The organism is Nonomuraea sp. NPDC049028 (genome assembly GCF_043197735.1).
Classification (GTDB): Bacteria; Actinomycetota; Actinomycetes; order Streptosporangiales; family Streptosporangiaceae; genus Nonomuraea.
The window spans coordinates 407,542-432,505 of sequence record NZ_JBICTR010000010.1 but is presented as its reverse complement, the minus strand read 5'-3'; the positions used below and the strand labels follow the sequence as shown (position 1 = coordinate 432,505).

General features: G+C 68.7%; 23 protein-coding genes and 1 pseudogene. 9 read left to right on the top strand and 15 right to left on the bottom strand.

Annotated features, from left to right (window positions below):
• Positions 1-24 precede the first annotated feature (24 nt).
• Positions 25-1,320 (bottom strand): MFS transporter, encoded by a 1,296-nt coding sequence (locus tag ACGFJ2_RS38580; protein ID WP_393476993.1) that lies wholly within the window; start codon positions 1,318-1,320, stop codon positions 25-27.
• Entirely contained in the window at positions 1,317-1,877 is a 561-nt protein-coding gene (locus ACGFJ2_RS38575; RefSeq protein ID WP_357940530.1) for a helix-turn-helix domain-containing protein, read from the bottom strand. Before ACGFJ2_RS38575 ends, ACGFJ2_RS38580 begins: the two co-directional genes overlap by 4 nt.
• A 231-nt stretch (positions 1,878-2,108) precedes the next feature.
• Between ACGFJ2_RS38575 and ACGFJ2_RS38570 the strand changes: the two genes are divergently transcribed.
• Genes ACGFJ2_RS38570 through ACGFJ2_RS38560 form a run of 3 tightly spaced genes read left to right on the top strand, consistent with a single transcriptional unit; the run spans position 2,109 to position 4,530 of the window.
• Positions 2,109-2,696 (top strand): dihydrofolate reductase family protein, encoded by a 588-nt coding sequence (locus ACGFJ2_RS38570; protein WP_358174937.1) that lies wholly within the window; start codon positions 2,109-2,111, stop codon positions 2,694-2,696.
• Entirely contained in the window at positions 2,693-3,031 is a 339-nt protein-coding gene (locus ACGFJ2_RS38565) for a YciI family protein (RefSeq protein WP_357940526.1), read from the top strand. Before ACGFJ2_RS38570 ends, ACGFJ2_RS38565 begins: the two co-directional genes overlap by 4 nt.
• Positions 3,028-4,530 (top strand): sigma-70 family RNA polymerase sigma factor, encoded by a 1,503-nt coding sequence (locus ACGFJ2_RS38560; RefSeq protein ID WP_393476988.1) that lies wholly within the window; start codon positions 3,028-3,030, stop codon positions 4,528-4,530. Before ACGFJ2_RS38565 ends, ACGFJ2_RS38560 begins: the two co-directional genes overlap by 4 nt.
• A gap of 465 nt (positions 4,531-4,995) precedes the next feature.
• Here ACGFJ2_RS38560 and ACGFJ2_RS38555 read toward each other — a convergent pair whose 3' ends face one another.
• A complete protein-coding gene (locus ACGFJ2_RS38555; RefSeq protein WP_357940479.1) occupies positions 4,996-5,205 on the bottom strand; it encodes a hypothetical protein in 210 nt (69 codons plus the stop codon).
• Positions 5,206-5,343: 138 nt separating this feature from the next.
• Between ACGFJ2_RS38555 and ACGFJ2_RS38550 the strand changes: the two genes are divergently transcribed.
• Positions 5,344-5,640, top strand: a complete 297-nt coding sequence (locus tag ACGFJ2_RS38550; RefSeq protein ID WP_393476985.1) for a hypothetical protein — start codon at positions 5,344-5,346, stop codon at positions 5,638-5,640.
• 150 nt (positions 5,641-5,790) lie between these two features.
• Here ACGFJ2_RS38550 and ACGFJ2_RS38545 read toward each other — a convergent pair whose 3' ends face one another.
• On the bottom strand, positions 5,791-6,276 hold the full coding sequence (locus ACGFJ2_RS38545; protein WP_393476982.1) for a GNAT family N-acetyltransferase: 486 nt from the start codon (positions 6,274-6,276) through the stop codon (positions 5,791-5,793).
• Between the two features lie 203 nt (positions 6,277-6,479).
• Between ACGFJ2_RS38545 and ACGFJ2_RS38540 the strand changes: the two genes are divergently transcribed.
• The 3 genes from ACGFJ2_RS38540 to ACGFJ2_RS38530 all read left to right on the top strand — a co-directional run bounded on the left by ACGFJ2_RS38540 (position 6,480) and on the right by ACGFJ2_RS38530 (position 14,160).
• Positions 6,480-8,774 (top strand): glycosyl hydrolase family 28 protein, encoded by a 2,295-nt coding sequence (locus ACGFJ2_RS38540; RefSeq protein WP_393476979.1) that lies wholly within the window; start codon positions 6,480-6,482, stop codon positions 8,772-8,774.
• A 180-nt stretch (positions 8,775-8,954) separates the two neighbouring features.
• Entirely contained in the window at positions 8,955-12,737 is a 3,783-nt protein-coding gene (locus tag ACGFJ2_RS38535) for a S8 family serine peptidase (RefSeq protein WP_393476976.1), read from the top strand.
• A gap of 997 nt (positions 12,738-13,734) precedes the next feature.
• Entirely contained in the window at positions 13,735-14,160 is a 426-nt protein-coding gene (locus ACGFJ2_RS38530; protein ID WP_358545121.1) for a DUF4440 domain-containing protein, read from the top strand.
• Positions 14,161-14,196: 36 nt separating this feature from the next.
• Here ACGFJ2_RS38530 and ACGFJ2_RS38525 read toward each other — a convergent pair whose 3' ends face one another.
• From ACGFJ2_RS38525 to ACGFJ2_RS38510, 4 genes and pseudogenes are all read right to left on the bottom strand, one after another.
• Complete coding sequence (locus ACGFJ2_RS38525) at positions 14,197-15,285, bottom strand: hypothetical protein (protein ID WP_393476973.1); 1,089 nt, start codon at positions 15,283-15,285, stop codon at positions 14,197-14,199.
• Positions 15,282-15,563, bottom strand: coding sequence for a sigma-70 family RNA polymerase sigma factor (locus ACGFJ2_RS38520; RefSeq protein WP_393477152.1), 282 nt, complete (start codon positions 15,561-15,563; stop codon positions 15,282-15,284). The genes ACGFJ2_RS38525 and ACGFJ2_RS38520 overlap by 4 nt, the downstream gene beginning before the upstream one ends.
• A gap of 59 nt (positions 15,564-15,622) precedes the next feature.
• Positions 15,623-15,703 (bottom strand): annotated as a pseudogene (locus ACGFJ2_RS38515) (SigE family RNA polymerase sigma factor); the annotation flags it as partial.
• Between the two features lie 452 nt (positions 15,704-16,155).
• On the bottom strand, positions 16,156-16,329 hold the full coding sequence (locus tag ACGFJ2_RS38510) for a hypothetical protein (protein WP_357940458.1): 174 nt from the start codon (positions 16,327-16,329) through the stop codon (positions 16,156-16,158).
• Positions 16,330-16,469: 140 nt separating this feature from the next.
• On the opposite strand from ACGFJ2_RS38510, the gene ACGFJ2_RS38505 reads away from it, so the two are divergent.
• Both ACGFJ2_RS38505 and ACGFJ2_RS38500 read left to right on the top strand, forming a co-directional pair.
• Positions 16,470-16,736: a winged helix-turn-helix domain-containing protein gene (locus ACGFJ2_RS38505; RefSeq protein WP_357941471.1), complete on the top strand. Its 267-nt coding sequence runs from the start codon at positions 16,470-16,472 to the stop codon at positions 16,734-16,736.
• Between the two features lie 171 nt (positions 16,737-16,907).
• Complete coding sequence (locus ACGFJ2_RS38500; protein ID WP_357940456.1) at positions 16,908-17,312, top strand: PASTA domain-containing protein; 405 nt, start codon at positions 16,908-16,910, stop codon at positions 17,310-17,312.
• 96 nt (positions 17,313-17,408) lie between these two features.
• Here ACGFJ2_RS38500 and ACGFJ2_RS38495 read toward each other — a convergent pair whose 3' ends face one another.
• From ACGFJ2_RS38495 to ACGFJ2_RS38465, 7 genes are all read right to left on the bottom strand, one after another.
• Entirely contained in the window at positions 17,409-18,422 is a 1,014-nt protein-coding gene (locus ACGFJ2_RS38495) for a M23 family metallopeptidase (protein ID WP_357940454.1), read from the bottom strand.
• Between the two features lie 183 nt (positions 18,423-18,605).
• Positions 18,606-19,193: a restriction endonuclease gene (locus ACGFJ2_RS38490; protein WP_393476969.1), complete on the bottom strand. Its 588-nt coding sequence runs from the start codon at positions 19,191-19,193 to the stop codon at positions 18,606-18,608.
• A gap of 140 nt (positions 19,194-19,333) precedes the next feature.
• On the bottom strand, positions 19,334-20,935 hold the full coding sequence (locus tag ACGFJ2_RS38485) for an FAD-dependent oxidoreductase (RefSeq protein WP_393476966.1): 1,602 nt from the start codon (positions 20,933-20,935) through the stop codon (positions 19,334-19,336).
• Positions 20,936-20,972: 37 nt separating this feature from the next.
• Positions 20,973-21,998 (bottom strand): LacI family DNA-binding transcriptional regulator, encoded by a 1,026-nt coding sequence (locus tag ACGFJ2_RS38480; RefSeq protein WP_393476963.1) that lies wholly within the window; start codon positions 21,996-21,998, stop codon positions 20,973-20,975.
• 25 nt (positions 21,999-22,023) lie between these two features.
• Positions 22,024-23,274 (bottom strand): enolase C-terminal domain-like protein, encoded by a 1,251-nt coding sequence (locus ACGFJ2_RS38475; RefSeq protein WP_393476960.1) that lies wholly within the window; start codon positions 23,272-23,274, stop codon positions 22,024-22,026.
• A 5-nt stretch (positions 23,275-23,279) separates the two neighbouring features.
• A complete protein-coding gene (locus ACGFJ2_RS38470; RefSeq protein WP_358174886.1) occupies positions 23,280-24,125 on the bottom strand; it encodes an NAD(P)-dependent oxidoreductase in 846 nt (281 codons plus the stop codon).
• Positions 24,122-24,961 carry a carbohydrate ABC transporter permease gene (locus ACGFJ2_RS38465; protein WP_358545101.1) on the bottom strand — a complete coding sequence of 280 codons (840 nt, stop codon included), beginning with the start codon at positions 24,959-24,961 and terminating at the stop codon, positions 24,122-24,124. Before ACGFJ2_RS38465 ends, ACGFJ2_RS38470 begins: the two co-directional genes overlap by 4 nt.
• Positions 24,962-24,964 lie beyond the last annotated feature (3 nt).

The window sequence follows — 24,964 nt, the reverse complement described above, 5'->3', positions numbered from 1 at the left end:
GTTCGCGGCAGCCGAGCCCGCCGCTCAGTCCGAGACAGCCGAGCCGACCGCCGAGCCGGTCCGCGCGTGCATCCGGCCGGCGGGCAGATCGCGCAGGCGGCGCAGCGGGCTCGCCAGCAGGATGAGGCCGCTCAGCGCGAAGACACCCAGCATCACCCAGAGGGCCGCGCGCACGGATAACGCCTCGGCCAGCGTGCCCGCCAGCAGGGCGCCGAGCGGGATGGCGCCGAAGTTGACCACCTGGATGCTGGTGCTCACCCTGCCCATCAGCTCGCCGGGCACGTACGACTGCGTGAACCCGCTGAAGATCACATTCCCGGCGACGATCCCCCCGATGATCGTGATGCTGGCCGCCACGAACAGCACCAACCCGACGCCGCGATCCGCGCACGCGATCAGCAGGCCCAGCGGCGCCAGGCCGGCCTTGCCGAGCAGGACGGCCCGCGCGCTGCCCAGCCGGGCCGCCAGCGGCCGGGCGGCGAAGGCGCCGGCGACGCCGCCCGCGCTGGTGGCCGCGAGCAGCGCACCGGTCGTGCCCGCGGACAGGCCGATGTCGCCGACCAGGAAGACCACGAGCAGCGACTGGTAGCCGGTCAGCGCCAGGTTGGCCACGCAGCCGTAGAACATGTTGCCGCGCAGCAACGGGTCGCCCATCACCGTGCGCAGCCCGTCCCTGATCTCGCTGCGCAGCCGCCGCCGGGGCCGCGGCTGCACGATCTCGACGTGCCTGACGCGCATCAGGCAGAGCGCCGAGACGGCGAAGCTCACCGCGTCCACCACCAGACCGCCGAGCGCGGAGGCGAACTGGGCGAGGAGCCCGGCCACACCAGGCCCGGCCAGATTGGCCACCTGCTCGCTGCCCTGCAGCTTCGCGTTGGCCTCCAGCAGCTCGCGGTCCTCGACCAGCGACGGCAGGTACGCCCGATAGGCGGTCGCGAAGAACACCTTCGCCGTTCCCGCGGCCAGCGCGACCGCGACGAGCTGGCCGGTGGTCAGAACGCCGAGCAGGGCCGCGGCCGGAACGCTGAGGAAGGCCGCCATCGACACCCAGTCGGCGGCGAGCATCACCCTGCGCCGGGAGAGCCGATCGACCCAGGCCCCCGCGGGCAGGCCGACCAGCAGCCACGGCAGCCAGACGGCCGCCGCCAGCACGCTGACGGCGAACGCGGAGGCGTGCAGCACGGTCACCGCGACCAGGGGCAGCGCGACTCCAGTGACCGCGCTGCCCAGGCTGCTGGCGCTCTCGCCGATCCACAGCAGCCGGAAGTCGCGCTGCCGGAGCAGGCCGAACCTGGGCTTGGCAAGCGTCTCGGCCGTCATGGCCGCCCCGGGACGCCACGGGCGAAGGTGAAGACGGTGGCGCGTTCCTGGCCGTCGTCGGGGATATCGCGCTCGGCCCATTTGTCCATGACGGCGATGATCTCGGCGGCGAACTGCGCCAACTCGTCGTCGGTCGCCTGGATCCAGGTCTCGGTGGAGAACGGGCCACGCTGCCAGCGTTCCTGCTCGGACTGGGGCTGGTCGGCCCAGCGCCGTACGTGGCCGACCTGTCGTTCCAGATTGAGCGACTCCAGGGCGCGGGCGATGGCCTCGCCCGCCGCGTCCTCGGCGAAGTCCGTGGAGGACCAGCACAGCTTCTCCGAAGTACGCCGCCACCAGCGCTCGCGCCGGTCGCGGGCCAGCTCGGGCGCCTCCTCGATCAGCCCGGCGCCGGCCAGGGCGCGCAGGTGGTGGCTGACATTGCCCACCGCCTCGCCCGTGCGCTGGGCCAGTGCGCTCGCGGTGCCGGGGCCGTGGATCTTCAACAGGTCCAGCAGGCGCCGGCGCACCGGGTGCGCCATGGCTGCGAGCACCCTGGAGTCGGTGATCTGGGACATGACCCCACCTTAATACACAAGAGTCATTGTGCAATATCTCTTGTGCTTTAGGCGCAAGTAGGTGGTAGGTGTAGGGCGCCCGCACAACATCGGCTGGACCTTCCCCGAAGAGGTCGGCGACTTCATCTGAGAAATTTTGCGCTCACGTGTCGATCCGGGCCATCGCGATTCGTGTGAAGGGTGAGACGCCGGCCCGAGAACAGCGCCAAAATCCGACAGGAGAAGTTCGCCATGAAGATTGTCGTGACCACCAACGTGACGCTCGACGGGGTGGCGCAGGCGCCGGGCCGGCCGGACGAGGACCCGCGCGGCGGCTTCAGCCATGGCGGTTGGGCCCTGCCCTACAGCGACCACATCATGGGCGCGGTCATGGGGCGGCGGATGGCCGAGGAGGGCAGCCTGCTGCTGGGCCGCCGCACGTACGAGGACTTGTTCGGCTACTGGCCCGAACAGAACGACGGCAACCCGTTCACCGAGGTGCTCAACCGGACACACAAGTACGTGGCATCGCGGACGTCGTCCCAGCCGCTGCCGTGGGTCAACTCGACCCTGCTGGACGGCGACGCGGTCGAGGCCGTGGCCGGGCTGCGGGCGCAGCCAGGCCCGACCCTGGGCGTCATCGGCAGCCTGGACCTGGTCAGACAGCTGGCGCGCCGTGATCTGATCGACGAGTACGTCCTGCTGACGCATCCGCTGGTGCTGGGCACCGGCAGCCGGCTCTTCGCCGACGACAGCGCCTCCCGTCCACTGCGACTGACGGACAGCGTAACGACCACCACCGGCGTAGTGATCGCCACCTACCAGAGGGAGACCCGATGACCGAGTACCTGCTCAGTGTGTACCAGCCGGACGGGCCACCACCGGCCCCGCCGATCCTCAACAAGATCATGGACGACCTCGAGGCACTGAACCAGGAGCTGCGGGCCGCCGGTGCGTGGGTCTTCAGCGTGGGCCTGTACCCACCGACCACGGCCACGGTGCTCCGCGCCCAGAACGGCGACGTACTGATGACCGATGGCCCCTTCACCGAAGGCAAGGAACACGTCGGCGGCTTCACCGTTGTCGAGGCCCCGGACCTGGACGCGGCCCTCATCTGGGCCGGCAAAATGGCCCAGGCCACCACCCTGCCCGTAGAGGTCCGCCCAATCCGATGAGACCGGACCCGACCACACCCGACCGGACCCTGCCCCGCCCAACGCCGCCGGACCCGATCATGCAGAACCCGACACCGCCCGATCCGACCACGCCAGGTCCGGCACCACCCGACCGGACACTGCCCGACCCGATGACGCCGAACCCGACCATGCGGAACCCGACGCCACCCGAACTGACCGCGCGGGGCCCGGCACCGCCCGACCAGACCACGCCCGACCCGACGCCGACGGACCCGACCACGCGGGACTCGACCACGCGGGACCCGATGACGCCGGATATCGAGAGTGTGTTCCGGGAGGAGTATGGGCGGGCCGTGGCAGTCCTGGTGCGTGTCTTCGGTGACATCGATCTCGCCGAGGAAGCGGTCCAAGAGGCCTTCGCCGAGGCGGTCAAGCGGTGGCCGTCCACCGGCCTGCCGCCCAGCCCCGATGGCTGGATCATCACCACCGCCCGGAACCGGGCCATCGACCGGGTGCGCCGCGAGGCGAGCCGCAACCGGCGGTACGCCGAGGCCGCCCGGCTGCACAGCCCCGATGAACCGGCCGAGGAGGGTCCCGTGCGCGACGACCGGCTGCGTCTGATCTTCACCTGCTGCCACCCCGCGCTGGCCACCGCCGCCCAGGTCGCCCTCACCCTGCGGCTGCTGGGCGGCCTGTCCACCGCGGAGATCGCCCGTGCCTTCCTGGTCCCCGAGCCGACCATGGCCCAGCGCCTGGTCCGAGCCAAAGGCAAGATCCGCGACGCCCGCATCCCCTATCGCGTACCCGCCGACGCCGACCTTCCGGCCCGGCTGCGATCCGTGCTGGCCGTGGTGTATCTGATCTTCAACGAAGGCTACACCGCGAGCTCCGGCGAGCGGCTGACCCGCGAGGACCTCGCCGCCGAGGCGATCCGGCTCGGCCGCCTGCTGGCCGCGCTGATGCCCGACGAGCCCGAGGTCCTCGGACTGCTCGCGCTGATGCTGCTGATCGAGTCGCGGCGAGCCACCCGGACCACCCCGGCCGGCGACCTGGTGCTCCTGGCCGACCAGGACCGGGCTCGCTGGGATCACTCCCTGATCGCGGAAGGCCAGGCCATCGTCCGAGCCTGCCTGCGACGCGGCCGACCCGGGCCGTACCAGATCCAGGCCGCGATCAACGCGGTGCACAGCGACGCGCCGTCGGCTGAGGCCACCGATTGGGGGCAGATCCTCCAGTTGTACGACCAGCTCGCCGCCGTGGCCCCGAGCCCGGTGGTCGCGTTGAACCGGGCGGTGGCGGTGGCCGAGGCCAACGGGCCGTCGTCGGCACTCGCCCTGGTCGACGACCTCGATCTGGACGGCTTCTACCTCTATCACGCGATCCGCGCTGATCTGCTCCGCCGCCTGGGCCGTGGTGCGGAGGCGGCACAGGCATACGAGGCAGCCATCGCCCGCAGCGGCAACGCGACCGAACGCGCATTCCTGCGCCGTGCGGCTGCGGCTCTGGCGGTGGATCCAGCCTCGGACCGATCGGACTGAGCCGAGCGCGTTCTCCCACACCGATGCCGCTCTGGTAACGGATCCGACCTCGGACTGAGCCGAACGCACTCTCCCGCACTGTGCCGCTCTGGCGGCGGATCCGGCCTCGGGCTGACGTGTGCGGTCAGCGGCCGGCAGCCGCTGTCCGATCCGTGACAGCGAGTGTTTTCTGGGAGGCCACGGCCCGCGATGCGCCGTAACGGCGCCGGGCCCCGTGCGGGTCAGAGGGCGTCTCCCTGGAGGCCACCGATCCCGTACGGCGGGTGGCGCCAGCCCGGCGGTGCCGTACAAAAAAGACAAAAGCATCGGGACGGCGGTCACCTGGACACGTGGATCAAGTGGCCGCGGCGCGTGGCGCCGGCTCGGCGCTGCCGTAGAAGGAAGTCAGAAGCGTCTGGAACGGAGATCACGCGGCCGCGGCGGGTGGGCGCCGTAAGAGAAGAGACGAAAGCCTCTGGGAGGAGATCATGTGGCCACGTGGACGAAGTGGCCGCGGCGGGTGGGGAGGACGGCGGGACACGCGTCGGGCTCGTCGAGCCCGGCCAGGAGGATTTCGGCGAGTTGGCGGCGCTGAGAGCTGGTCAAGGTCATGGGCAGCACGATGGGCATCAGCTCGATGGCGTCGCCGGGTAGCTCGCGGACATGGCAGGGCAGGAGGAGAGAGGAGTGAAGCACGACCCCACTATCGCAGCCGCCACCGACAGATCGCGGCGACTTGGTCTCACCGAGACCTGAGTGACGCCTGGCCGACGCCGAAGGCGCGTGATTACCCCTCCTGACCTTGGGTAACAGGACCAGAACAAAGGGGGAATCATGATCAAAATGCTCCACAAAATGGGCATCCGGTCCAGTTACATGTACGCGGCCGGGGTCGCGTCGATCGGTGCGTCCATCGCGTCCTGGATGATGTCGAGGAACCTGGAGAAGGCCAGCCTCGCCCGGGCGGATCGCTGGGGGATCTTCGTCGGCCAGTGGGCGCCCACGTTCCTCGCCCTGGGTGTCGCGCTCCGCATCGAGGAGACGCACATGGAGATCGACGAGGAAGCGAAGGTGGAGATGTTCGACCGCTCGTCCGGCGGTGTGCGCCAACGGACGCACGCGGGCACGTAACGCGCGCTGGACACACGGAGCGAACCGACCGCAGGCCGCCTCTCACCGAAGCGGCCTGCGGTCCGATGTCGAGAGAAAGGCCGGCGCACGTGAGAAGGCCGGCGCACGTGAGAAGGCCGGCCCTCGAGAGAAGCCCAGCGACAGAGAGATCTAGCGCGGTTCGTCTGCGTACGCGGCCAGCTGCTTGAGCGGTTCGTCGGTCAGTCTGAACATCGTCCACTCGTCGAGCGGTACGGCGCCCAGCTTCCTGTAGAACCCGATGGCCGGTTCGTTCCAGTCGAGTACCGACCATTCGAGCCGGTGGTAGCCGCGTTCGGCGCAGATCCGGGCCAGCTCGGCCAGCAGTGCCTTGCCGTAGCCGGCCCCGCGCATCCCGGGACGGACGTACAGATCCTCCAGATAGATCCCGTGCGTCCCCCGCCAGGTCGAGAAGCTGAGGAACCACACCGCGAACCCGGCCACCTCACCGTCGTGTTCGACGACATGCGCGAACACGGCGGGCTCAGCGCCGAAGAGCACCTCGCGCAGCTGCTCCTCTGTCGCCCGCACCTCATGCGCGGCCTTCTCGTACGTGGCCAGTTCGTGCACGAGCTGGAGCATCGCGGGGACGTCGTCAACAGTGGCGCGGCGAATCATGGGCCTCAGAGTAGTAGGGGGAGGCAAACGCCAGAACACCGGAACCGGTTGCAGTGATTTCGGCGCTTATAGACCCGATGTTTTATGTCCGATAACCCCTCGATCTGGATGTTTCCAAATCCTATCCCTTGTCACATCCGACCTTTGAGCCTAGCTTGAGCGTCAGGTCTGCAACCGACTGTCAGGCAGGAGCACACACCCCCATGAGCGAATCCGCCTTACCAAGAGCAGCCGCATGGGTTGCCGCCGTCGTTCTGGCGATGTTCTCGATCGTCATCCCCGCTCAGCCCGCGGGGGCGCTGGCGGTGTTCAACGTCAAGGACTACGGAGCCACCGGCAACGGCTCCACGAACGACACCTCCGCCATCAACTCGGCCATTACGGCGGCCAACAGCGCCGGCGGCGGGACCGTACAGTTCCCGTCGGGCACCTACAAGTCCGCCAACACCATCCACATGAAGAGCAACGTCACCCTCCAGCTCGACGCCGGCTCCACCATCATGGGCGCCTCCAATGACGACTATGACGCACCGGAGTCGAACCCGAACGACAACTACCAGGACTACGGGCACAGCCACTTCCACAACGCGATGATCTATGGCGACCGCCTCACCAACATCGGGTTCGTCGGGACGGGCACCATCGACGGCGGCGGCAACCTCATCACCGGCAACCCCAACTCCGGCGAGGCGGACAAGATCATCTCGCTCACCCGGTGCGACGGGCTGACGGTCAGCGGCATCCGCCTGCGGCGCGGCGGCCACTTCGCGATGCTCACCAACGCCTGCAACAACATCACCTCGGACGACCTGCGGATCGACACCGCCAGCGACCGTGACGGCTGGAACGTCATCAGCGCCCAGAACGTCACGATCCGCCGCCCGAACATCGCGGCCAACGACGACGCCCTCGTCTTCAAGAGCGACTGGGCACTCGGCCAGACCTACGCCAACGGCAACGTCACCGTCACCGACGCCCAGCTCTCGGCCGTGTGCTGCAACGCGCTGATGTTCGGCTCGGAGACCTGCGGCAACTTCACCGGCTACCACTTCGAGCGCATCTCCATCAACGGCTCGAACAAGTCAGGGCTCGGCATGGTGTCGATGGACGGCACGGTCATCTCCGACGTCCACTACAAGGACATCACGATGACCAACGTACGGGCGGCGATCACCGAGAAGATCGGCACCCGCAGACGATGCGGCGGCAGCCCCGGCGTCGGCCGCATCGAGAACATCACCTACGAGAACGTCACCTCCTCCGGCCAGAGTGGCAACAACTTCACCGCCACCCTGTGGGGCGAGTCGAACACCAGCAACCGGATCCGCAACGTCACGTTCACCAACGTCGACCTGACCGTCCCCGGCGGCAACGGCTGCATGGGCACCGGCGTGCCGAGCAACGACGCGACCAACTACAACCCGAACAGCATCGGCACCCGGCCGGCGTACGGGTGGTACATCCACAACGCGCACGACATCAAGTTCGTCGACAGCTCGGTCCAGTTCAACTCCAACGACTGCCGGCCCGCGGTGATCGCCAACACGGGCAGCACGGTGACCTTCGACCGGTTCACGGCCGAGCGGGGCAGCAACAGCCCGAATGACATGGTCTTCCAGACGATCACCGGCTATTGCGTCCAGAACAGCCAGAACACCGCCGGCGGGGCCCTGCGGGTCAGCGCCACCGGCTCTTCCGACAACTGTACGCCGGGCAACCCCGGCACCGAGTTCCTGGAGGCGGAGGACGCCACGATCTCCCAGGGCGTCGTGGAGTCCAACCACGCGGGCTTCAGCGGCACCGGCTTCGTCAACGGTGACAACCTGGTCGGCAGCTACGTGGAGTGGAGCGCGCCGGCGACGCAGGCGGGCAGCACCACGCTGACGTTCCGCTACGCCAACGGCACCACGACCAACCGGCCGATGGACATCACGGTCAACGGTGTGCTGGTCGCCGACGAGTTCCCGTTCCCGCCGACCGGGGACTGGACCACCTGGCAGTCTGTGACGGTGACCGCGCCGTTCAACGCGGGGGCGAACGCCGTACGCGCCACCTCCACCACGGCCGGCGGCGGCCCGAACCTCGACTACCTCGACACCGAGGTGGCCGGGCCCGCGCCCACGGAGTACCAGGCGGAGAACGCGACGATCTCCCAGGGCGTGGTCGAGTCCAACCACGCGGGCTTCACCGGCACCGGGTTCGTGAACTATGACAACCTGGTCGGCAGCTACGTCGAGTTCGCGGTGACGGCCGCCCAGGCGGGCAACGCCACGGTGGTGCTGCGCTTCGCGAACGGCACCACGTCCAACCGGCCGATGGACATCACGGTCAACGGCGTCCTGGCCTCCGACGAGCTGGCCTTCCCCGCCACCGGAGCCTGGACGACCTGGAGCACCGCCACGGTGACCGTCCCGCTCAACGCGGGTGCCAACGTGATCCGGGCGACCTCGACCACGGCCGGCGGCGGCCCGAACCTGGACAAGATCTCGGTCGCCTGAGCGAACCTTCCCCCTTCCGCCTTCCTGCGGGCGGAACGGACCGCCGCCCCGCCTCCACCGGCGGGGCGGCGGCTTCGTGAAGAGACCCGGAAGCTCTGCGGAAGCGGCGCACGATATAAAGATCACCAAGCAAGGCGCGCCGCTTGGGAGCGCTCCCAAAAGACCAAAAGGACCTCTCTTTTGTTCCACAACCGCATCGCCGCGGTGTTCACCGGTATGGCACTCGTGCTCTGCACCACCGCCACACCCAGCTCGGCGACCCCGCCCACCACGACCAACCCCGCAAAACCCACCAAGCCCAGCACCGTCACCCTGATCACCGGCGACGTCGTCGACTTCACGCCGGGCGAGAACGGCGAGCCGCCGAAATTAGCCACCCTGGCCGCGCCCCGGCCCGACGGCTCGACGGTGACGTTCGCCACGCTGCCCCACCGCGACGGAGGCACCCTGGTCATGCCGTCCGACGCCGCCGACCTGGTGGCCGCGGGCACGCTCGACGAGGAGCTGTTCGACGTCGAGACACTCGTACGGGAGAACCGCGCCAAGGCGATCCCCCTGATCATCACGTACAGCGGCAACCCCGGCGCGAAGGCCGCCGAAGCCCTGCCCGGCACCGAGAGCACCCGGACGCTCGACATCATCCACGGCGCGGCCGTGACGGTGCGGACCGCCGAGTCCGGCAAGCTGTGGTCAGCGCTCCAGCCGGGTACAGCGCTCAAGAGCGGCATCTCCAAGATCTGGCTGGACCGCCGCGTCAAGGCGTCCCTCGACCAGAGCGTCCCGCTCATCGGCGCCCCCACCGCGTGGCAGAAGGGCTTCGACGGCGCCGGCACCAAGGTGGCGGTCCTCGACACCGGCATCGACGCCGGGCACCCCGACTTCGCCGGCCGCATCCTCGCCACCGAGAACTTCTCCACCACCCCGGACACCACCGACGTGGTCGGCCACGGCACCCACGTCGCCTCCACCATCGCCGGCTCCGGCGCGGCCTCCGACGGCAAGTACCGGGGAGTCGCGCCCGCCGCGTCGCTGCTCGTCGGCAAGGTGCTCGACGACGACGGCTACGGCGAGCTGTCCTGGCTGATCGCGGGCATGGAGTGGGCCTCGGCCCAGGGCGCCGACGTGGTGAACATGAGTCTCGGCGTGTGCTGCGGAGACGGCACGGACCCGACGAGCCAGGCGGTCAACGAGCTGACGAAGAAGTACGGCACGCTGTTCGTCGCCGCCGCGGGCAACGAGGGCGAGCCCCAGACGGTGAGCGTCCCCGCCGCCGCCGACAAGGCGCTCGCGGTCGGCGCGGTGGACAAGGTCACCGGTACGACCCTGGCCCCCTTCTCCAGCATCGGGCCCCGCCTCGATGACGCCGCGGTCAAGCCGAACATCGTGGCTCCCGGCGTCAACATCGTCGCCGCCCGCTCCGGCACCTCCGGCCAGCCGTCCATTCCGGGCAACGACCGCTACACCTCCTTCAGCGGTACCTCGATGGCCACGCCGCACGTCGCGGGCGCCGCGGCGGTGCTGGCCCAGCAGCATCCCGACTGGGACGCCGACGAGCTGAGCGCCGCCCTCGTCTCCACCTCGGCGCGCAACGCGGAGCACAACTGGTTCGAGGAGGGCGGCGGACGGCTGGACCTCGGGCGCGCGGTCACCCAGAGCGTCTTCGCCGACCCGGTCGTCGACTTCCTCCGCCTCGAACGGGACAAGGGCAGCGTCACCAAGAAGGTCACGTACCGTAACACCGGCGCCGCGCCCGTCACGCTCGCGCTGAAGGCCGACACCCGCGCCTGGAGCGGCGGCCCCACCCCGGCGGGCGCGATCCGCCTGGGCGCGGAGACCGTCACCGTCCCCGCGAACGGCACCGCCACCGTCGACCTCACCGTGAACCCGGCCCTCGGCCCCGAGGGCGCCTACGGCGGCTGGGTCACCGCGACCGCGGGCGACGCCCGGCTGGCCACGCCCTTCAGCTACTACACCGGCCCGGACACGCACCTGCTGAAGATCTCCCTGACCAACTCGTACGGCGCCAAGGAGTTCTCCTCCCGTCCCGGCCAGGGCGGGCGGCTCGGGCCGCTGGTCTACATCGTCCCGCTGCGGCGGAGCAACAGCCCGGATGACCCCTTCCATCCGTACGCGTACTACTACGGCCGCCTCGACCTGACCGGGAACGGCGAGCAGTACCTCCCGGACGGCGACTACGAGGTGATCGCCGTCGCGAACGAGACCTACATGAGGACCCGCACCTCCCTGGTCATCCGCGACGTGACTCTGAAGGACGACCAGACCCTCGAGCTGGACGCCCGCGACACCGTCCCGCTCAAGCCGACCTCGCGCACCCCCATGGACGCCGAGGGTAAGGTCCAGTACGTCCGGACCTTCACCGACCGCCCCTCCCCCGTCACGATCACGGCGAGCACGGAGAACGGCAGGCACGTGGACCTGTACGCCACGCCGGTGTCGTCGGTCAAGGCGGGCACGATGAGCCTGTCGCACATGTGGCAGATGGAGCCCGGCGTGCTGGCCGACGCCACGGCGGGCCAGCTCACCCTCGACCCGTCCTACGAGGTCGACACGGTCCGCTCGCTCATCACCAAGCCCACCGCCTATCCCCTGGTCTACGCCGGTCAGGGCAGGCCGGCGGACTTCGAGGGCCTGGACCTCACCGGCAAGCTGGCCCTGGTGGGAGTGCCGCTGGGCGCCGGCCCGACACCGTACAGCGACGCGACCCCGCGGATGGACGAGGCGTCCGCGCTGGCCAAACAGGGCGGCGCCGCCGGTTTCATCGGCTTCTACGACGCCGACGGGGCCGGGACGCGGCTGCCGGGCTTCGCCGACACCAGGTTCCTGCGGTTCGGGCTGGACGCGGCGCAGGGTCGCTCGCTGCGGGCCGTCGTCCAGCGTGGGGCGACCTCCCTGCGGCTCACGCCGTACTCCGGGGAGCCCTCTTTCTACCGGTTGCGGTACGACTCGAAGGGGAAGATCCCCCGCAAGCCGGAGAAGCTGGACCAGGACCGCCTGGCCCGCGTCGAGACCCGCTACCACGCCGACCAGCCGAACGCCCAGGGACATCTGCTGGTGACGTCGTCCGCCGGTGCCGCCGAGCTGTCGTTCGGCCAGTGGGTGACGATGCCATTCGAACGTACCGAGTACTACGGCCCGGTCCGCGATGACGTGCGCTGGTCACGCTCGGTCGGCAACCAGGGCCTGGAGCTCCGGTCGCAGGACACGTTCGGACGGGCGGGCCGCACGGACGAGAACTGGTTCAAGGCCCCGCTGGTGCCCGGCGCCGCGCAGTCGGAGGTGCCGGTGCCGTGCGCGCTGTGCCGGGACGGAGACCGGTTCGTACCCGCCGAGCAGTGGCTGGACTCGGACCCGCGCCACTACAGCGACCTGAGCACGGTCTCCTCCGCGCCCCGTCTCATGGTGGGCGGCACCGAGATCCCGGTGCAGGGCTGGGGTCCCCGCTCCTTCACCGTGCCCGCGGGCTCCGCCGCCTACCGGCTGGACACGGTGGACACCACCTACCGGCCGCTGTCCCCCAAGGTGACCTCCGGCTGGCGATTCACCTCGCCGGGAGAGCCGTCCGGCAAGCCGCGCGGCTCCTCCTGCTCCTTCGGTCCGGCCTGCGCGTTCCAGCCCGCTTTGGTGCTCAGGTACGACCTGCCGGTGGACCTGCTCAACCGGGCCGCTTCCGGTCGGCCTTTCACCTTCGAGCTGACCGCCCGCCCGGCGGCGCGTTCGGCTTCGGAGGCACGCTCGGCCCGGGTGGAGTACTCCGTCGACGACGGCACCACCTGGCGCCAGGCCGAGAACGTGCGCAAGCTCGGCGACGGCCGTTTCCGAGTGCGCATCCTCCACCCAGCACTGGCCGCCACCAGCGGCTTCGTATCACTGCGGGTGAACGCTGAAGACAAGACTGGCGGCACGGTCACCCAGACCGTCGACCGCGCGTACGGCCTGAAGTAACCTCTTCGGCTTCGGCGGCCACGGGATGCTCGCGTTCCGTGGCCGCCTACCCGCATGTCCAGTGCCAGCCGTTCCGGCACAATGGCAGCGAATTTGAGCCCGAGAACGGCGCGACGGTCGACGTTCGCGAGCATGACGACCTTGTCATGTCCCGCGCTGCACGTCGCGACACGCATGCTGGACTTCAGCAGCCCAAGGACACCCTGACCTCGCCGGCTCCGGGACGTCAGCTCTTTCTTCACCCTGGAGGAGCTCCACTGGCCGGCACCAGTCGTGGTGTCACTGGTAGAGCCACGACTGAAGTACCCGCACTACATGCTCAAGAAGAAGGACCGTCGATCACGGTGAGCTTCGGGAGTACTCGACGGCGCTCAGCAGCCGCGATGACGGCCACGTCGAGCAGACGGAGCGAAAGGCCCTCAAGGGGTGCTTTCTATGGCCTATCACGCCGATGTGAAGCGGGGGTGGCGTCCTTGATCTACAGTGACAGTTCGGCAGAACGCCCAATTGGGTGGAACTACTCCGCCCTCGCAACCAGTTCTTCAGGAAGGCCCCGGCGGATGACCTGGAATGCATGGATGGGCGTACTTCACTCTGATTGCCAAGGCCGCCTGCTTGCTAGCGGTGTTTCTGATGGCCATGGCTAGCATTGCCCTCTTCGACTTTCCTCGCTGGCTGGTGCTGGCTCTGATCCCGCTTCAACTGGTATGCCTCGGCGGCTATATATGGTTGTGGTTGGTGGCACAGAGGATTAGATCGGAGAATGCGCCTCAATGAGGCACACCCCATCATGCTGGCGGAAACGGCCTGCACATTGGCCGCCGCCTCCGCCTCGGTCACCCAGACCACCGTCGCCTCGTCCTCATGAGCCACGGACAGACTCTAGAACCCCAAACCCATCCCGATCAGGTGATTTCGGGAAGTTTCCGCCGCACCGAGGCCAGGATCTCGCGAACCCCTGGTGACTAGCTGCTGATCCAGTGAAAGGGTCTCGTTCATGGACGAGCTTAGAGAATTGATCGAATCCTTCTTCAAGGCGGTCTCGTTCGACAAGGGTGGCCGGCCGTCCTACGCCGCGATCCACGATCTCTTCATCATGGACGGCAGGCTGATCAGGAGCGGTCCCGGTGACCCGGAAATCCTCACCGTCGCCCAATTCGCGACTTCTCGCGGCAAGCTGTTCGAGGCGGGCGAGCTCACGTCCTTCCGCGAAACCGAGTCGGCGGCGACAACGGAGACATTCGGCAACGTGGCTCATCGTTTCAGCACCTACCGGAAAGAGGGCGTCTTGAACGGGGCGCGGTTCACCGTAGAAGGCCTCATCTCAACTCAGTTCGTCCGGTTGGCGGGCGAGTGGAAGATGAGTTCCATGGCCTGGGACGATGAACGCCCCGGCCTGGTCATCCCCCAGCGATACAGATGACCAGGCAATACCGGCGACTGATCCGCAGCCGCCGGATCAACCCACCACGCCGGGAACGGCGTACTTACCTTCCGCGTGGAGCGGGAAGAGCTCACGGGCCTTCCCCGTCCGCACATTCACCGCGTAGGCCACCTCTGACGCACCGCTCGTGGACGACTGCTCGACGGCGATCAGCGTGATCTCGTCGGCCGTCAACCAACCGCCCAGCTTGTCCGGCAGCATGTCCTCCGGAAGGCCGGACACCGCCACCCGCTTCTGGGTGGCCCCGGTGAGGGCGTCGAAGATGACGATCGTTCCGTCTCTCCGCACCATGGGCGCCGTACGGCGCAGGACCTGCCCCACTCGAACGAGCGTGCGGCCATCGGGGTTCAAGGCGCTGAAAGCGTAGGTGAAGTCGGGGATGGTGACCGGCTTATGGCCACGCACCCAGACCTGGGTGGTGTTGTCGTACGGCTTGGCCAGCACCACCGGGCCGTCACCATCTGCCACGCTCACCGGCCACCAGCCCTTGTCCAGTTCCTCCACTGTCCCCTGCTCGACGTCCACGAGCATTTTCGGCTGACGCCGGCCACCCCAACCGGAGACGATGAAACGCAACCCGTTGGGTGACATCCGAAGGGCGTACTCGTCGGCGAAGTCCTCCTTCGGCTGCTTCAGCGGTGACTTCCAGATCCGGCCACTGGCCAGGTCGCGCACCACGATGCCGCGGCTCTGCACGCTGTAGTAGGCGATCCGGCGACCGTCAGCCGTGGCCGTCACCGGCCCCGGTCCGGCGGGTAGCTGGTAGATTTCGCCGCTTTGGGTGACGATGCGCCACCCGTCCTGCTTGCACCCTTCTGCGCAGGACGGCCGATAAGCCTGCTGTACCGGCGCGACCCCCTTCTCGGGCAGCGGGAGCGCCTTGGTCTCCGGTGGTGTGAGTACGACCGGCGGCACCCGCCGTACCTCTTGCTGGAGCAGTATGACGGAGCCGCCGGCGATCCCGACGACCACCGCGGCTGCGGCGGCCAGCGACAGGCGGACCACACGGCTGCGGCGGCGCGCTCCCCTGATCGCCAGGTCGGCCAGGTCGACGTCGGGAACGTGGGCGGCCAGCTCGTGCAGATCATCACGGAGCGTGTTCATCTGTCCACCTCCTGCGGGGTGAGCGCGCGCAGCTTCGACAGCGCGTAATGCGTCTGACTCTTGACCGTGCCCAGCGAGACGCCCATGAGCTGGGCGGTCTCGTGTTCGGTGCGATCTTCGTAGTAACGCAGCACGATCACCGTCCGCTGTTTCGGGGTGAGCTGGGCGAGCGCCTGAAGCAAGGCGAGCCGCCGCACGGTCGCCTCGTCGTGCGACTGGCCGACCTCCGGCAACTCGCTTCCCGGCAGCTCGACCCGCTTGCGTCTGCGCCAGGAGATGTTCTGGTTGACCAGGGCCTTACGGGCGTACGCCTGCCCTTGGTGAGCTTGGGCCAGTGTGAGGCGACACGGGTGAGGACCGTCTGCAACAGATCCTCGGCGAGATGGGTGTCTCCAGTGAGCAGGTACGCCGTCCGCATCAGCGATTGCTGACGGGCACGCACGAACTCCTGGAACCCCTCAAAACGGTCCATGCTCTTAAGAACTCCGGGGAAGACTCCGAAGTTGGAATGCTCGCTTACATAGGGCCACCAGCACTACTGGGCGTGCCCCTGAAGGAGCCGTTCCCACAGCCGCTTCGCGTCGGCGACCCGAAGCCAAGGACTCTCACTGAGACGGATGCCCTCCGACGACCTCTCCGTACGGCGGATGTGGCCGAGTCCGCCCGCCACGCAGAACTCGTACACCGTGATCAAGCATTCGCACGTGTGGCTTCGGACCCTGACGGAGTTGCTTCTGGCCACCGAGTCGGACCAGTCGATCGCGGTGTACCCCTTTCGTAGGGGCTTCAGGTGCGGGCCATGGAATTCCTCCATGATCATGCTGATCTCCAAGGAGGATCGCGTTATCAAGTTCCGGACACGGGATGGACTTACTCAGGCGCTCCCGTACTGGCCGAGGCCTTCGAGCCATGCAGAGCTCCGGCGTCCTCTATGTCAGGAATCGAGACGATCAGAACACAACTCTCGCCCTCCTCCTCGCCCTGATCGCCACCGCGCATCCCGCCGAACGACACCTCCCCGAGATAACCGCCATACAGCTCCATCGCCTGAACTCCTTTCGCCTGCCTCCGTTGTGGCACAACCTTGGGCTCACCTATACCCACCTGTCTAGGACTAGCCTGGACGCGACCTGTACTGTTTGGTCTATGTATGTAAGTAGGTGACGGTCTAGAGTCCGCCTGTGATGTTGCCTGACACGCCCTGGACTTCCGACGACTGGAACCCCGAGTTCTACCGATACGAGCAGATAGCCGACTGGGTTGGAGAGCGCATCCAAGCCGGCGACTACCCGCCGCGTACTGTGCTGTCCGAGGTACAACTCCAGGGCTACTTCGCCGTCGGCCGTGACACCATCCGCAAAGCGTTCGCCATCCTTCGCGAACGTCAGCTGATCATCACCAAGCCCGGCAGGGGATCCGTCGTCGTACGCCGCGATGACAACGAATCCTGAGACAGCCAGCTTCTTGGAGTTCGAATAGACCACCACTTAGTTTTGTGGTCGAAAGCCCTTAGCGGCTAGGCGCCTTATGGCCTGCACGTAGCGGGCCGATTGCCGAAACCATCTCTCACGCTTGATCGTCTAACGGTGCGTTCCGTTTCTTCGCGATCTGAGGACACACCGATGCGGCAACTTCGCCCAGCACTCCCCGCCCTCTTCGTCATCATTTGCCTCACCGCGTGTGGGCCCATCAACTTGCCCGCACCGGGCAAGACGGTCGCCGGGTCAGATCAAGCACCCACCGCCACCGCAACCAAGGCCACCAAAGCGAAAAAGCCCAGCCCGACCACAGAGGCGAAGGCGTCGAAGAAGAAGCTGCCGAATGTCGTCGGCATGAACCTCCAAGCAGGCCAAGACAGGTTGCAAGCAGCGGGCTTCTACATCCTCAACGACAAGGACGCCACCGGCCAGAACCGTTTCCAGGTGTACGACCGCAACTGGGTCGTCACCCGGCAATCCCCTGCCGGCGGCAGCCGGGTCAGCACCTCCACGCTGATAACCCTCTATGCGAAGAAGTACGGCGAATAACGCACCATAGTTGCATCAGCCCAGGCGCCAGAAAAAGCGCCGCCACCCATGAAAGGGCGGCGGCGCTCATGGCTCAAACGTCAGGCGCGGTGCACGTCAGGTGCAGTGTTCGAAGGGGCTGTTGTAGGTGGACGCACCGGCCTTGCCGCCCCACTTGACGCACTTGTCCGCCGCGCTGGCGACTACCGGGCCCGCGTAGTAGGTGAAATTGCCCGTGTCGGTGGCCCGCGTCTTGCCCTTCACCTCCAGGTAGGCGCTGGTGGCGGTGGCCTTGCCGAGGGAGGTCGACTTGATGGTGGCCACGCAGTTCTTGCCGTTGGCCGAGTTGAACAGCAGGTAGACCTTGCCGGCCGTGCCCAGGGCGGCCGAGTCGATCACCTTGTAGCCGCTGCCGCACACCGACTCGGCGGTGTTCGGGTTGCCGCCGCTGCCGCCTCCGCAGTTCTTGGAGGTGAGGGTCTGGTTCGGGTAGCCGAACGTGGCCCCGTTGAAGACGGCCTTCTGGATGTTCGAGGGGTAGCTGCTGCCCTTGCGCACCTCGAAGTGCAGGTGCGGCGAGATGCCGTTGCCCGGCTTGCTGGTGTTGCCGACCGCGCCGATCTTCTGGCCCTGGGTGACCTTGGCGCCCGCGGCGACGGCGCGCGAGTTCAGGTGCGCGTAGAAGGTCGTGTAGCCGCCGCCGTGGTCGATCTTGACCAGGTTCCCGTAGCCGTTGGTCGAGCCCTGGTGGGCCGAGATGACCACGGTGCCCGCCGCGGCGGCGACCACGGTGTCGCCGAGGTCGGCGTTCGCCGTGCTGCCCCGGTTGAAGTCGATCTCATACGACCGGTGCGCGCTGCTGCCGCTGGAGTTGCCGGTCCACTTCTGGCCGCAGGGGAAGGGGAGCTGGAAACGCGGGGCGGCCAGGGTCGACACCTGCGGCCCCTCCACCTGGTTCGGCGGGTCGTTGTTGTCCGTCCCAGAGGTCGGCGTAGGGGTGGGGGTGGCGGTGGGCGTGGCGGACGGCGTCGGAGTGGCCTCGGCCCCCGTCGTGCTCGCTAACGCGCCCTGGCCGGACGCAAGACAGATGAACAGGGCGAACCCCGCCGTGAGCACAGCTTTGGGTCTCATACCAATCCTTTCAACGCGTGCCGGAGCCGCGCATGGGTCTATGGGGTCGTTCCAAGCGCTCTTGCTGGAGATCAAGAGTGCGGATGAGCCATACAGAGAACATCCAGAAGCCGCATAGAGCGCCATCCGCGCCGAGCACACGCCGGCCGGGAAGCGTAGTTTGACCTGCGACAGTGCAGCACTTCAGCCCGCGGGTTCCTCTCCTTCGATCAGGACCCCCTTCGGCCGTTCGGGCAGGAGCGAGACCGTGCCCAGCAGCCAGTCCGCCAGGCGATCGCGTTCGACCAGGATCAGCGGCTCCCGGGCGCCGAGCGCCTCCAGCCGGGCCTGACGGGTCAGCTGCCCCGAGGTGACCAGGACGCCGATGTGCCCGGCGAAGGTGTTGGCGAGCGCGCCCAGGAAGTTGCGGACGTCGGGCGCGCCGACGGTCTTGCTGTAGCGCTTGCACTGGATGGCGTACTTCCCGTGTCCGGGAGCGACGGCGGTGATGTCCACCCCACCGTCGCCGCTACGGCCGCGTTCGCGGACCTGCCGGAAGCCATCGGCGATCATCCGCTGGGCGACCAGGTGCTCGAACTGCGATCCGGACATCCGGTCGATCTTCTCCAACTCGACGTTGGCCGCCAGGAACTGCCGTCTGCGTGCCTCAATGGCCTGGTAGCGCAGGAGCAGCCCGCCGCCGAGCACCGCCAGGACCAGGCAGACGATCGCCGCCGCCCAGACCGGATGGTCGCGGACGAACGAGACCACGACCGCCCCGGCGATGGCCACACCCGCGACTCCCAGGACCCATATGTCCTGTCTGCTCCGCGACTTTCTCCGACCCCGTCTGGATCCCCTCGCCATGGGTTCCCCTCCTCGATGGGTGGTGTCCATGGCGAGTGTGAGCCACCGCTCCGACAAAAACAGGGTCAGTAGCCCGCCGGTGCCGGCCAGTGGCGCTCGACCCCGATCCTGTCCAGCTCCCCGGTGAACTCCTCCAGCAAGGTCTCCTTCTCCCTGACCTCCTGCGGCTCCACCCCCCGGCGCAGGCAGTACGCGGCCAGCCGGCCCGCCGCCTCGCCCACGTTCCACTCCACCGGATGCAGGCGGAAACACCCGTTGGAGATGTGCGTGGTGCCGATGTTCTTGCCCGCAGGCAGCAGGTTGCGCATCCTGACCGGCAGCAACGCGCCGAGCGGGATCTCGAAGGGCACGCTGGCGATGTCGATGTAGTTGTCCCCACCGGTCGACGGATGCAGGTCGATGCGGTACGCGCCGACTCCGACGGAGTCATGGTGCCGCAGCGTGCCCCGGCCGCCGAGGATGGCCCTGGAGACGTGGTGCTCGGTGACGGTGGTGACCGCACGGATCCGCCTCGATTCCCTGACATATGCGGACTTCGCCAGCCCGTCGGCGGTGCCGACCACGTCGTGGCGGAGCCGGAGCCCGGGAAAACCGGTGCCGCCGTCAGGGCGGGGCGCTTCGGTCTGGAGCCAGTACAGCACCGACAACGACAGCTGCTTGGCCTCCTTATGCGCCAGCGCCGCAGTGCCGGCGTCCACCTCGATGATCGGGCGCAGCCAGTAGTCGTTCAGCGGCCAGTTGACCAACGTGATGTCGGAAGCGGCGAAGCCGGGCTCGAACAGGTCCCGGGCGAGGATCCTGCGGAACATCCACAGGTCCTTGTCCCCTGATTGGGCGCTCTGGTCGGCCAGCACCGCGCGGGGGTCACCGGTCGGGTTGGGGTCGAACCAGCGAGCCTCGGGCTCCAGGGTGCGGGGGTCCGGCGCGCTGAAGCCGAGCAATGGGCCAGGCCAGAAGTCGGGCCGGTAATCGCGCCAGAATCCATAGTCCGCGGGCCGGTCGATGACGTGGTTCTCGCCCTCGTGGTGGGAGACGGCGAAGCAGTAGGTGATGCCCTGCATGTTCAGCGGCTGGTATTCGTCCGGCGCGTGCGGCTCGTCGTGCTCGCCGCGGGCCTCCGCGCCCGTGACGTACTCCGTCTTCGCCAGCGGCAGCAACTCACCGGTCTCCGTCGCGTCGAGGACGTAGGCGGCGGCGATGGTGCGCGAGTCGCCGGAGCGGAGGTCCAGCAGCGTGACCGCGCTGACGCGGTCACGGTCCACCTCGACCTCGACGGGGCGGTGTTCGAGGAGGACGCGCAGGCGCCCGGCGGCCACGTGGGGAGCCAGCATGGCCTGCAGAACCGCCAGGGAGACGCGTGGTTCGTGGCACAACTTGCTGACATATCCGGCACCAGGGTTCAGCTCGCGCCAGCGCTGCGCGCCGCCGGTCATGGGATACCAGCGGCGGTAGTAGTCGCGGATGGAGCCGCGCACCTCACGATAGGTGGCGGTGGCGCCGTAGCTCTCGATCCACGGGTGCTCGTCAGGAGGTACGGCCTGCGCGGTGAGCTGGCCGCCGATCCAGTCCGTCTCCTCGGTGAGGACGACGTCGTGGCCCGCGCGGCAGGCGGCCAGGGCCGCGGCGACGCCGCCGAGCCCACCGCCGACGATGAGGATGTCGGTCATGGGTGCTGCCTTTCGAGAGGGCTAGCTTTTGCGAAAACTAACGGGGAGGTGCCGCGGTCTCGCCCGGCTCCAGCTCGCAGGTCATGAGCTGGTGCCTGGGGACCGTACGGTCTCCCGCGATGAGTTTCGTGAGCAGCCGGACGGCCGCGGCCCCCATCTCGCGACGGGGCACGGCGAAGCCGGTCAGACCCGCCGGGCGGTCGGCGGGGTCGCCGAGCGTGGCCAGGGAGAGGTCGTCGGGGAAGCGAAGCCCCGCGCCCTCGGCGGCCGCCAGGAGGGCGCGGTGGGCGGCGTCGGTGTCGGTGGCCTCGGTGACCAGCGCGGTGACGCCCTGATCGCGCCAGGCGCGCAGCCGGTCGGGGGTCAGGTCGGCGCCGTCGGTGCGCACCACCTCGGCGGCCAGCCCGCATTCGTCCATGCCGCGTCGGAAGCCCGCCTCCCTGTCAACAGAGGTGATCGCCTCGTCGGCTTCGCGTACGTACAGGATGCGCCCATGCCCCAGCCCGGCCAGGTGCCGCACCACGGCGGCGCCGGCGGAGACGTAGTCGGCGCCGACGTAGGGCAGGCGGTCGCCGAACTCGTCGTGCCGCCCTATATAGACGACGGGCAGATCGGTGGCCAGCAGGCGGTCCATCTCCGGCACGGGCAGGTGCCTGCCCAGGAACAGGCAGCCGTCGGCCAGGCGTACCCGGTTGAGCACCTGAGCGTGCGGGCGCTCCCCCGTGACGCTGGAGGCGATGAACATCAGCAGGTCGTAGCCCTGCGCCGCCGACTCCTCCTCGATGCCCACCAGGAACGGGTAGTAGGCGTGCGACATCTCCGTGGGGAAGGTCGAGGTGAAGGTGTAGAGGCCGAGCAGGTTGTTCTGACCGGCCGCCAGGCGGGTGGCGATCGGGTCGGGCACGTAGCCGAGCTGCTCGGCGGCCGCCATGACCTTGCGCTGGGTCTCCTCGGCGATGCCCATGGCGGCGGCGCCGCCGCCGAGGATCAGCGACACGGTCGGCTGTGAGACGCCGGCCAGGCGAGCGATGTCCGCCTGACGAGGACGACCGCTGGGTCTCATGGCATATCCCCCAAGAAGTAGTAGATCACGGAGCTTCGAGCCCGCCGTCGGGCCTGCGCACCCGCGCGGCCCACCGCTCGTGCAGGTGCGTCTCCGGCGGGTACCGCCTGGCGGCGCTCTCATCGAGGTCGATGCCCCAGCCGGGCCGGTCGGAGGGCGTGATGTAGCCGTTCACCGTACGCAACGTGCCCGGGAACACCTCGTGCACGGTCTCCGGGTAGACGTGCGCCTCCTGGATCCCGAACGCGGGGCTGGTGACGTCGAGCGTAACGTTGGCCGCCGCGCCCACCGGCGACACGTCCGGCGGCCCGTGCCAGGCCGTCCGCACGCCGGTCAGCTCGCACAGCGCGGCGAGCTTGCGCACGGGCGTCAGCCCGCCGACGGCCGAGACGTGCAGGCGCAGGTAGTCGACGCCACCGGAGGTGATGAGCCGCGCCGCGTCGGTCACCGAGGAGACCAGCTCGCCGGAGGCGATCGGCATCGGCGCCGCCGCCCGCACCTCGGGCAATCGGTCGAAGTGCTCGGGCGCGAGCGGGTCTTCCAGGAAGAACAGCCGGTACGGCTCCAGCGACCGCGCGAGCACCACGGCCTCCTTCGGCGTGAGCCGGTTGTGCGCGTCGTGCAGCAGGCCGAGTTCGTCACCGAGGACCTCGCGGGCGCGCTCGAACAGCTTCGACGTGCTCCGCAGGTAGTGGCCGACGTCCCAGCCGTCGGGGTGGGGGCTGTCCGGATATCCGCCGGGCGTGCCGACGCCGCCGTACGTGCCGAGCCCCGGCCCGCCCGCCTGCAGCCGTACGTAGCGGTAGCCCTGCTCGGCGAGCGCGGCGGCCCGCTCGATCGACTCCTCGACCTCGCCACCGCGGGCCCCGGTGTAGACGGCGGCGGCCGCTCTGACCCGCCCGCCCAGCAGCTCGTACACCGGCACGCCGAAACGTTTGCCGGCGATGTCCCACAATGCCTGGTCGATGCCGGACAGCGCGTTGTTGTGCACCGGCCCGCCTCGCCAGTACGAGGAGTAGTGCAGCATCCGGCCGATGTCCTCGATGTCGGCGGGATGCCGGCCGATGACCATGGGCGCGATGTGGTGCTCAATCGCGGCGACCACGGCGTGGAAGCGCTGGGTGAAGGTGGCGCAGCCCAGGCCGTACAGGCCGGGTTCTGAGGTGTCGATCCGCACGACGACGAGCGGGACGCCGCCCGGCGCGGTGACGATCGTGCGTACACCGGTGATGCGCAGCCCGTCCCTGGCCTGCCACGGCGCCTGCGTCTCCGGCATGATCATTATTGTCGCTCCTCTGGAAACGGATGCACAGCGGTGAACCCGAGCAGCCGCCTGGCCGGTTCGAGATCGATGGCCACCGCCCTGCCGGGCAACGCCGTACGGCACGGCACGCCGGGGTGGTGCGCCGCGAGCAGTTCCTCGGTGGGCGTCGTCATGAGCGTGTCGGACGCGGCGACGAAGATGACCGGCGCGCCGGACAGCGGGGCCGTCAGCCCGAGCAGGCAGGCCCGCGCGGCGTCGCGCAGGTCGAGGTAGCTCCACATCTCCGTGGCCCCGGCCGCGGGATCGCCGGCCAGCCGCTCCGCGCGCGCGGCGAGCCTGGCCTGGTCGCCGAGGAAGGGGAAGCGCAACGCGGCGACGGTCATGCCGTGCCGCCGGTGCATCATCGCCGCCGTGGCCTCGTCCACCTGCTTGGACAGCGCGTACGGGTCCTCGATCAGCAACGGCACGTGCTCGTCCAGCGGCAGATACGGCGGGCTGGGGCGCGACCTGGCGAAGGGCAGGCCGGTGATCGACAGGCTGCTGGCGATCACCGCCCGCCGTACCCCTTGCTCTCCCGCCTCGTTCAGCACCACGAACGTCGCCTGCGTGTTGGCCGCGAACACCACCTCGGGCGCCGCCACCTCGGGCGAGGCCAGCGCCGCCGTGTGCACGACGGCGTCGGCCCCGTCGAGGGCCGCGTGGACGGCGGCCGGGTCGCGGGCGTCGCCCACGACGACCCGCTCCGCCGCCGGCGGGCCGGGATCCCGCTCGACGAGCGCGGTCACGGCGATGTCGCGTGAGGCGAGTTCTGCCAGTACGGCGGAGCCGAGGCGGCCGGCCGCGCCGGTGACCAGGACTCTCATCCCTTCAGCCCCGTGAAGGCGATGCCCCGGATGATCTGCCGCTGGAACAGCAGGAACACCAGGACCGGCGGGATGATCGCGATCAGCATCCCGGCGATGAGCAGGGCCTGGTCCGAGGTGTCGGCCAGCCGGGGCAGGGCCACCGCCAGGGGCTGGCTCTCGGTGTCGGTGATGGCGATCATGGGCCAGAGGAAGTCCTTCCACGCGTTCATGACAGCCAGCAGTGATACCACGGCCAAGATCGGCCGCGACATGGGCAGCACCACCCGGGTGAAGATCCGCCACGGCCCGGCGCCGTCGAGGCGCGCCGCCTCGAACAGCTCCTTGGGTATGCCGTCGAAGAACTGCTTGACCAGCAGGACGTTGAAGGCGTGCGCACCGGCGGGCAGCCACACCGCCAGCGGGGTGTTGGCGATGGACAGGTCCAGGACGGTCAGGTACAGCGAGACCATCGAGACCGTGCCGGGCAGGAACAGCGTCGCCAGGACCGCGCCGTAGACATACTTGCCGTAGGAGGGCCGCAGGACCGACAGCGCGTAGGCGCCGGTCGTCGCGACGAACAGCTGGGTGAACCAGGAACCGGCGACGAGAACGACGGTGTTCGTCAGGTAGTGGCCGACCTCCAGGGTCGTCCACGCCTCCGCCAGGTTCGACCAGCGAACGTCCGCCGGCCACAGGGCCAGCGGGCTGCGCAGCGACTCCTGGGTGGAGGAGATCGCGCCCTTGAAGATCCAGTAGATCGGCCCGGCACCCTCCAGGAGCAGGGCCACGATGAGCAGCACCTGGGTGGTGCCCAGTCCGAGGCGCATCCCGCGCCGTTCGGTCTCGGAGATCACTCC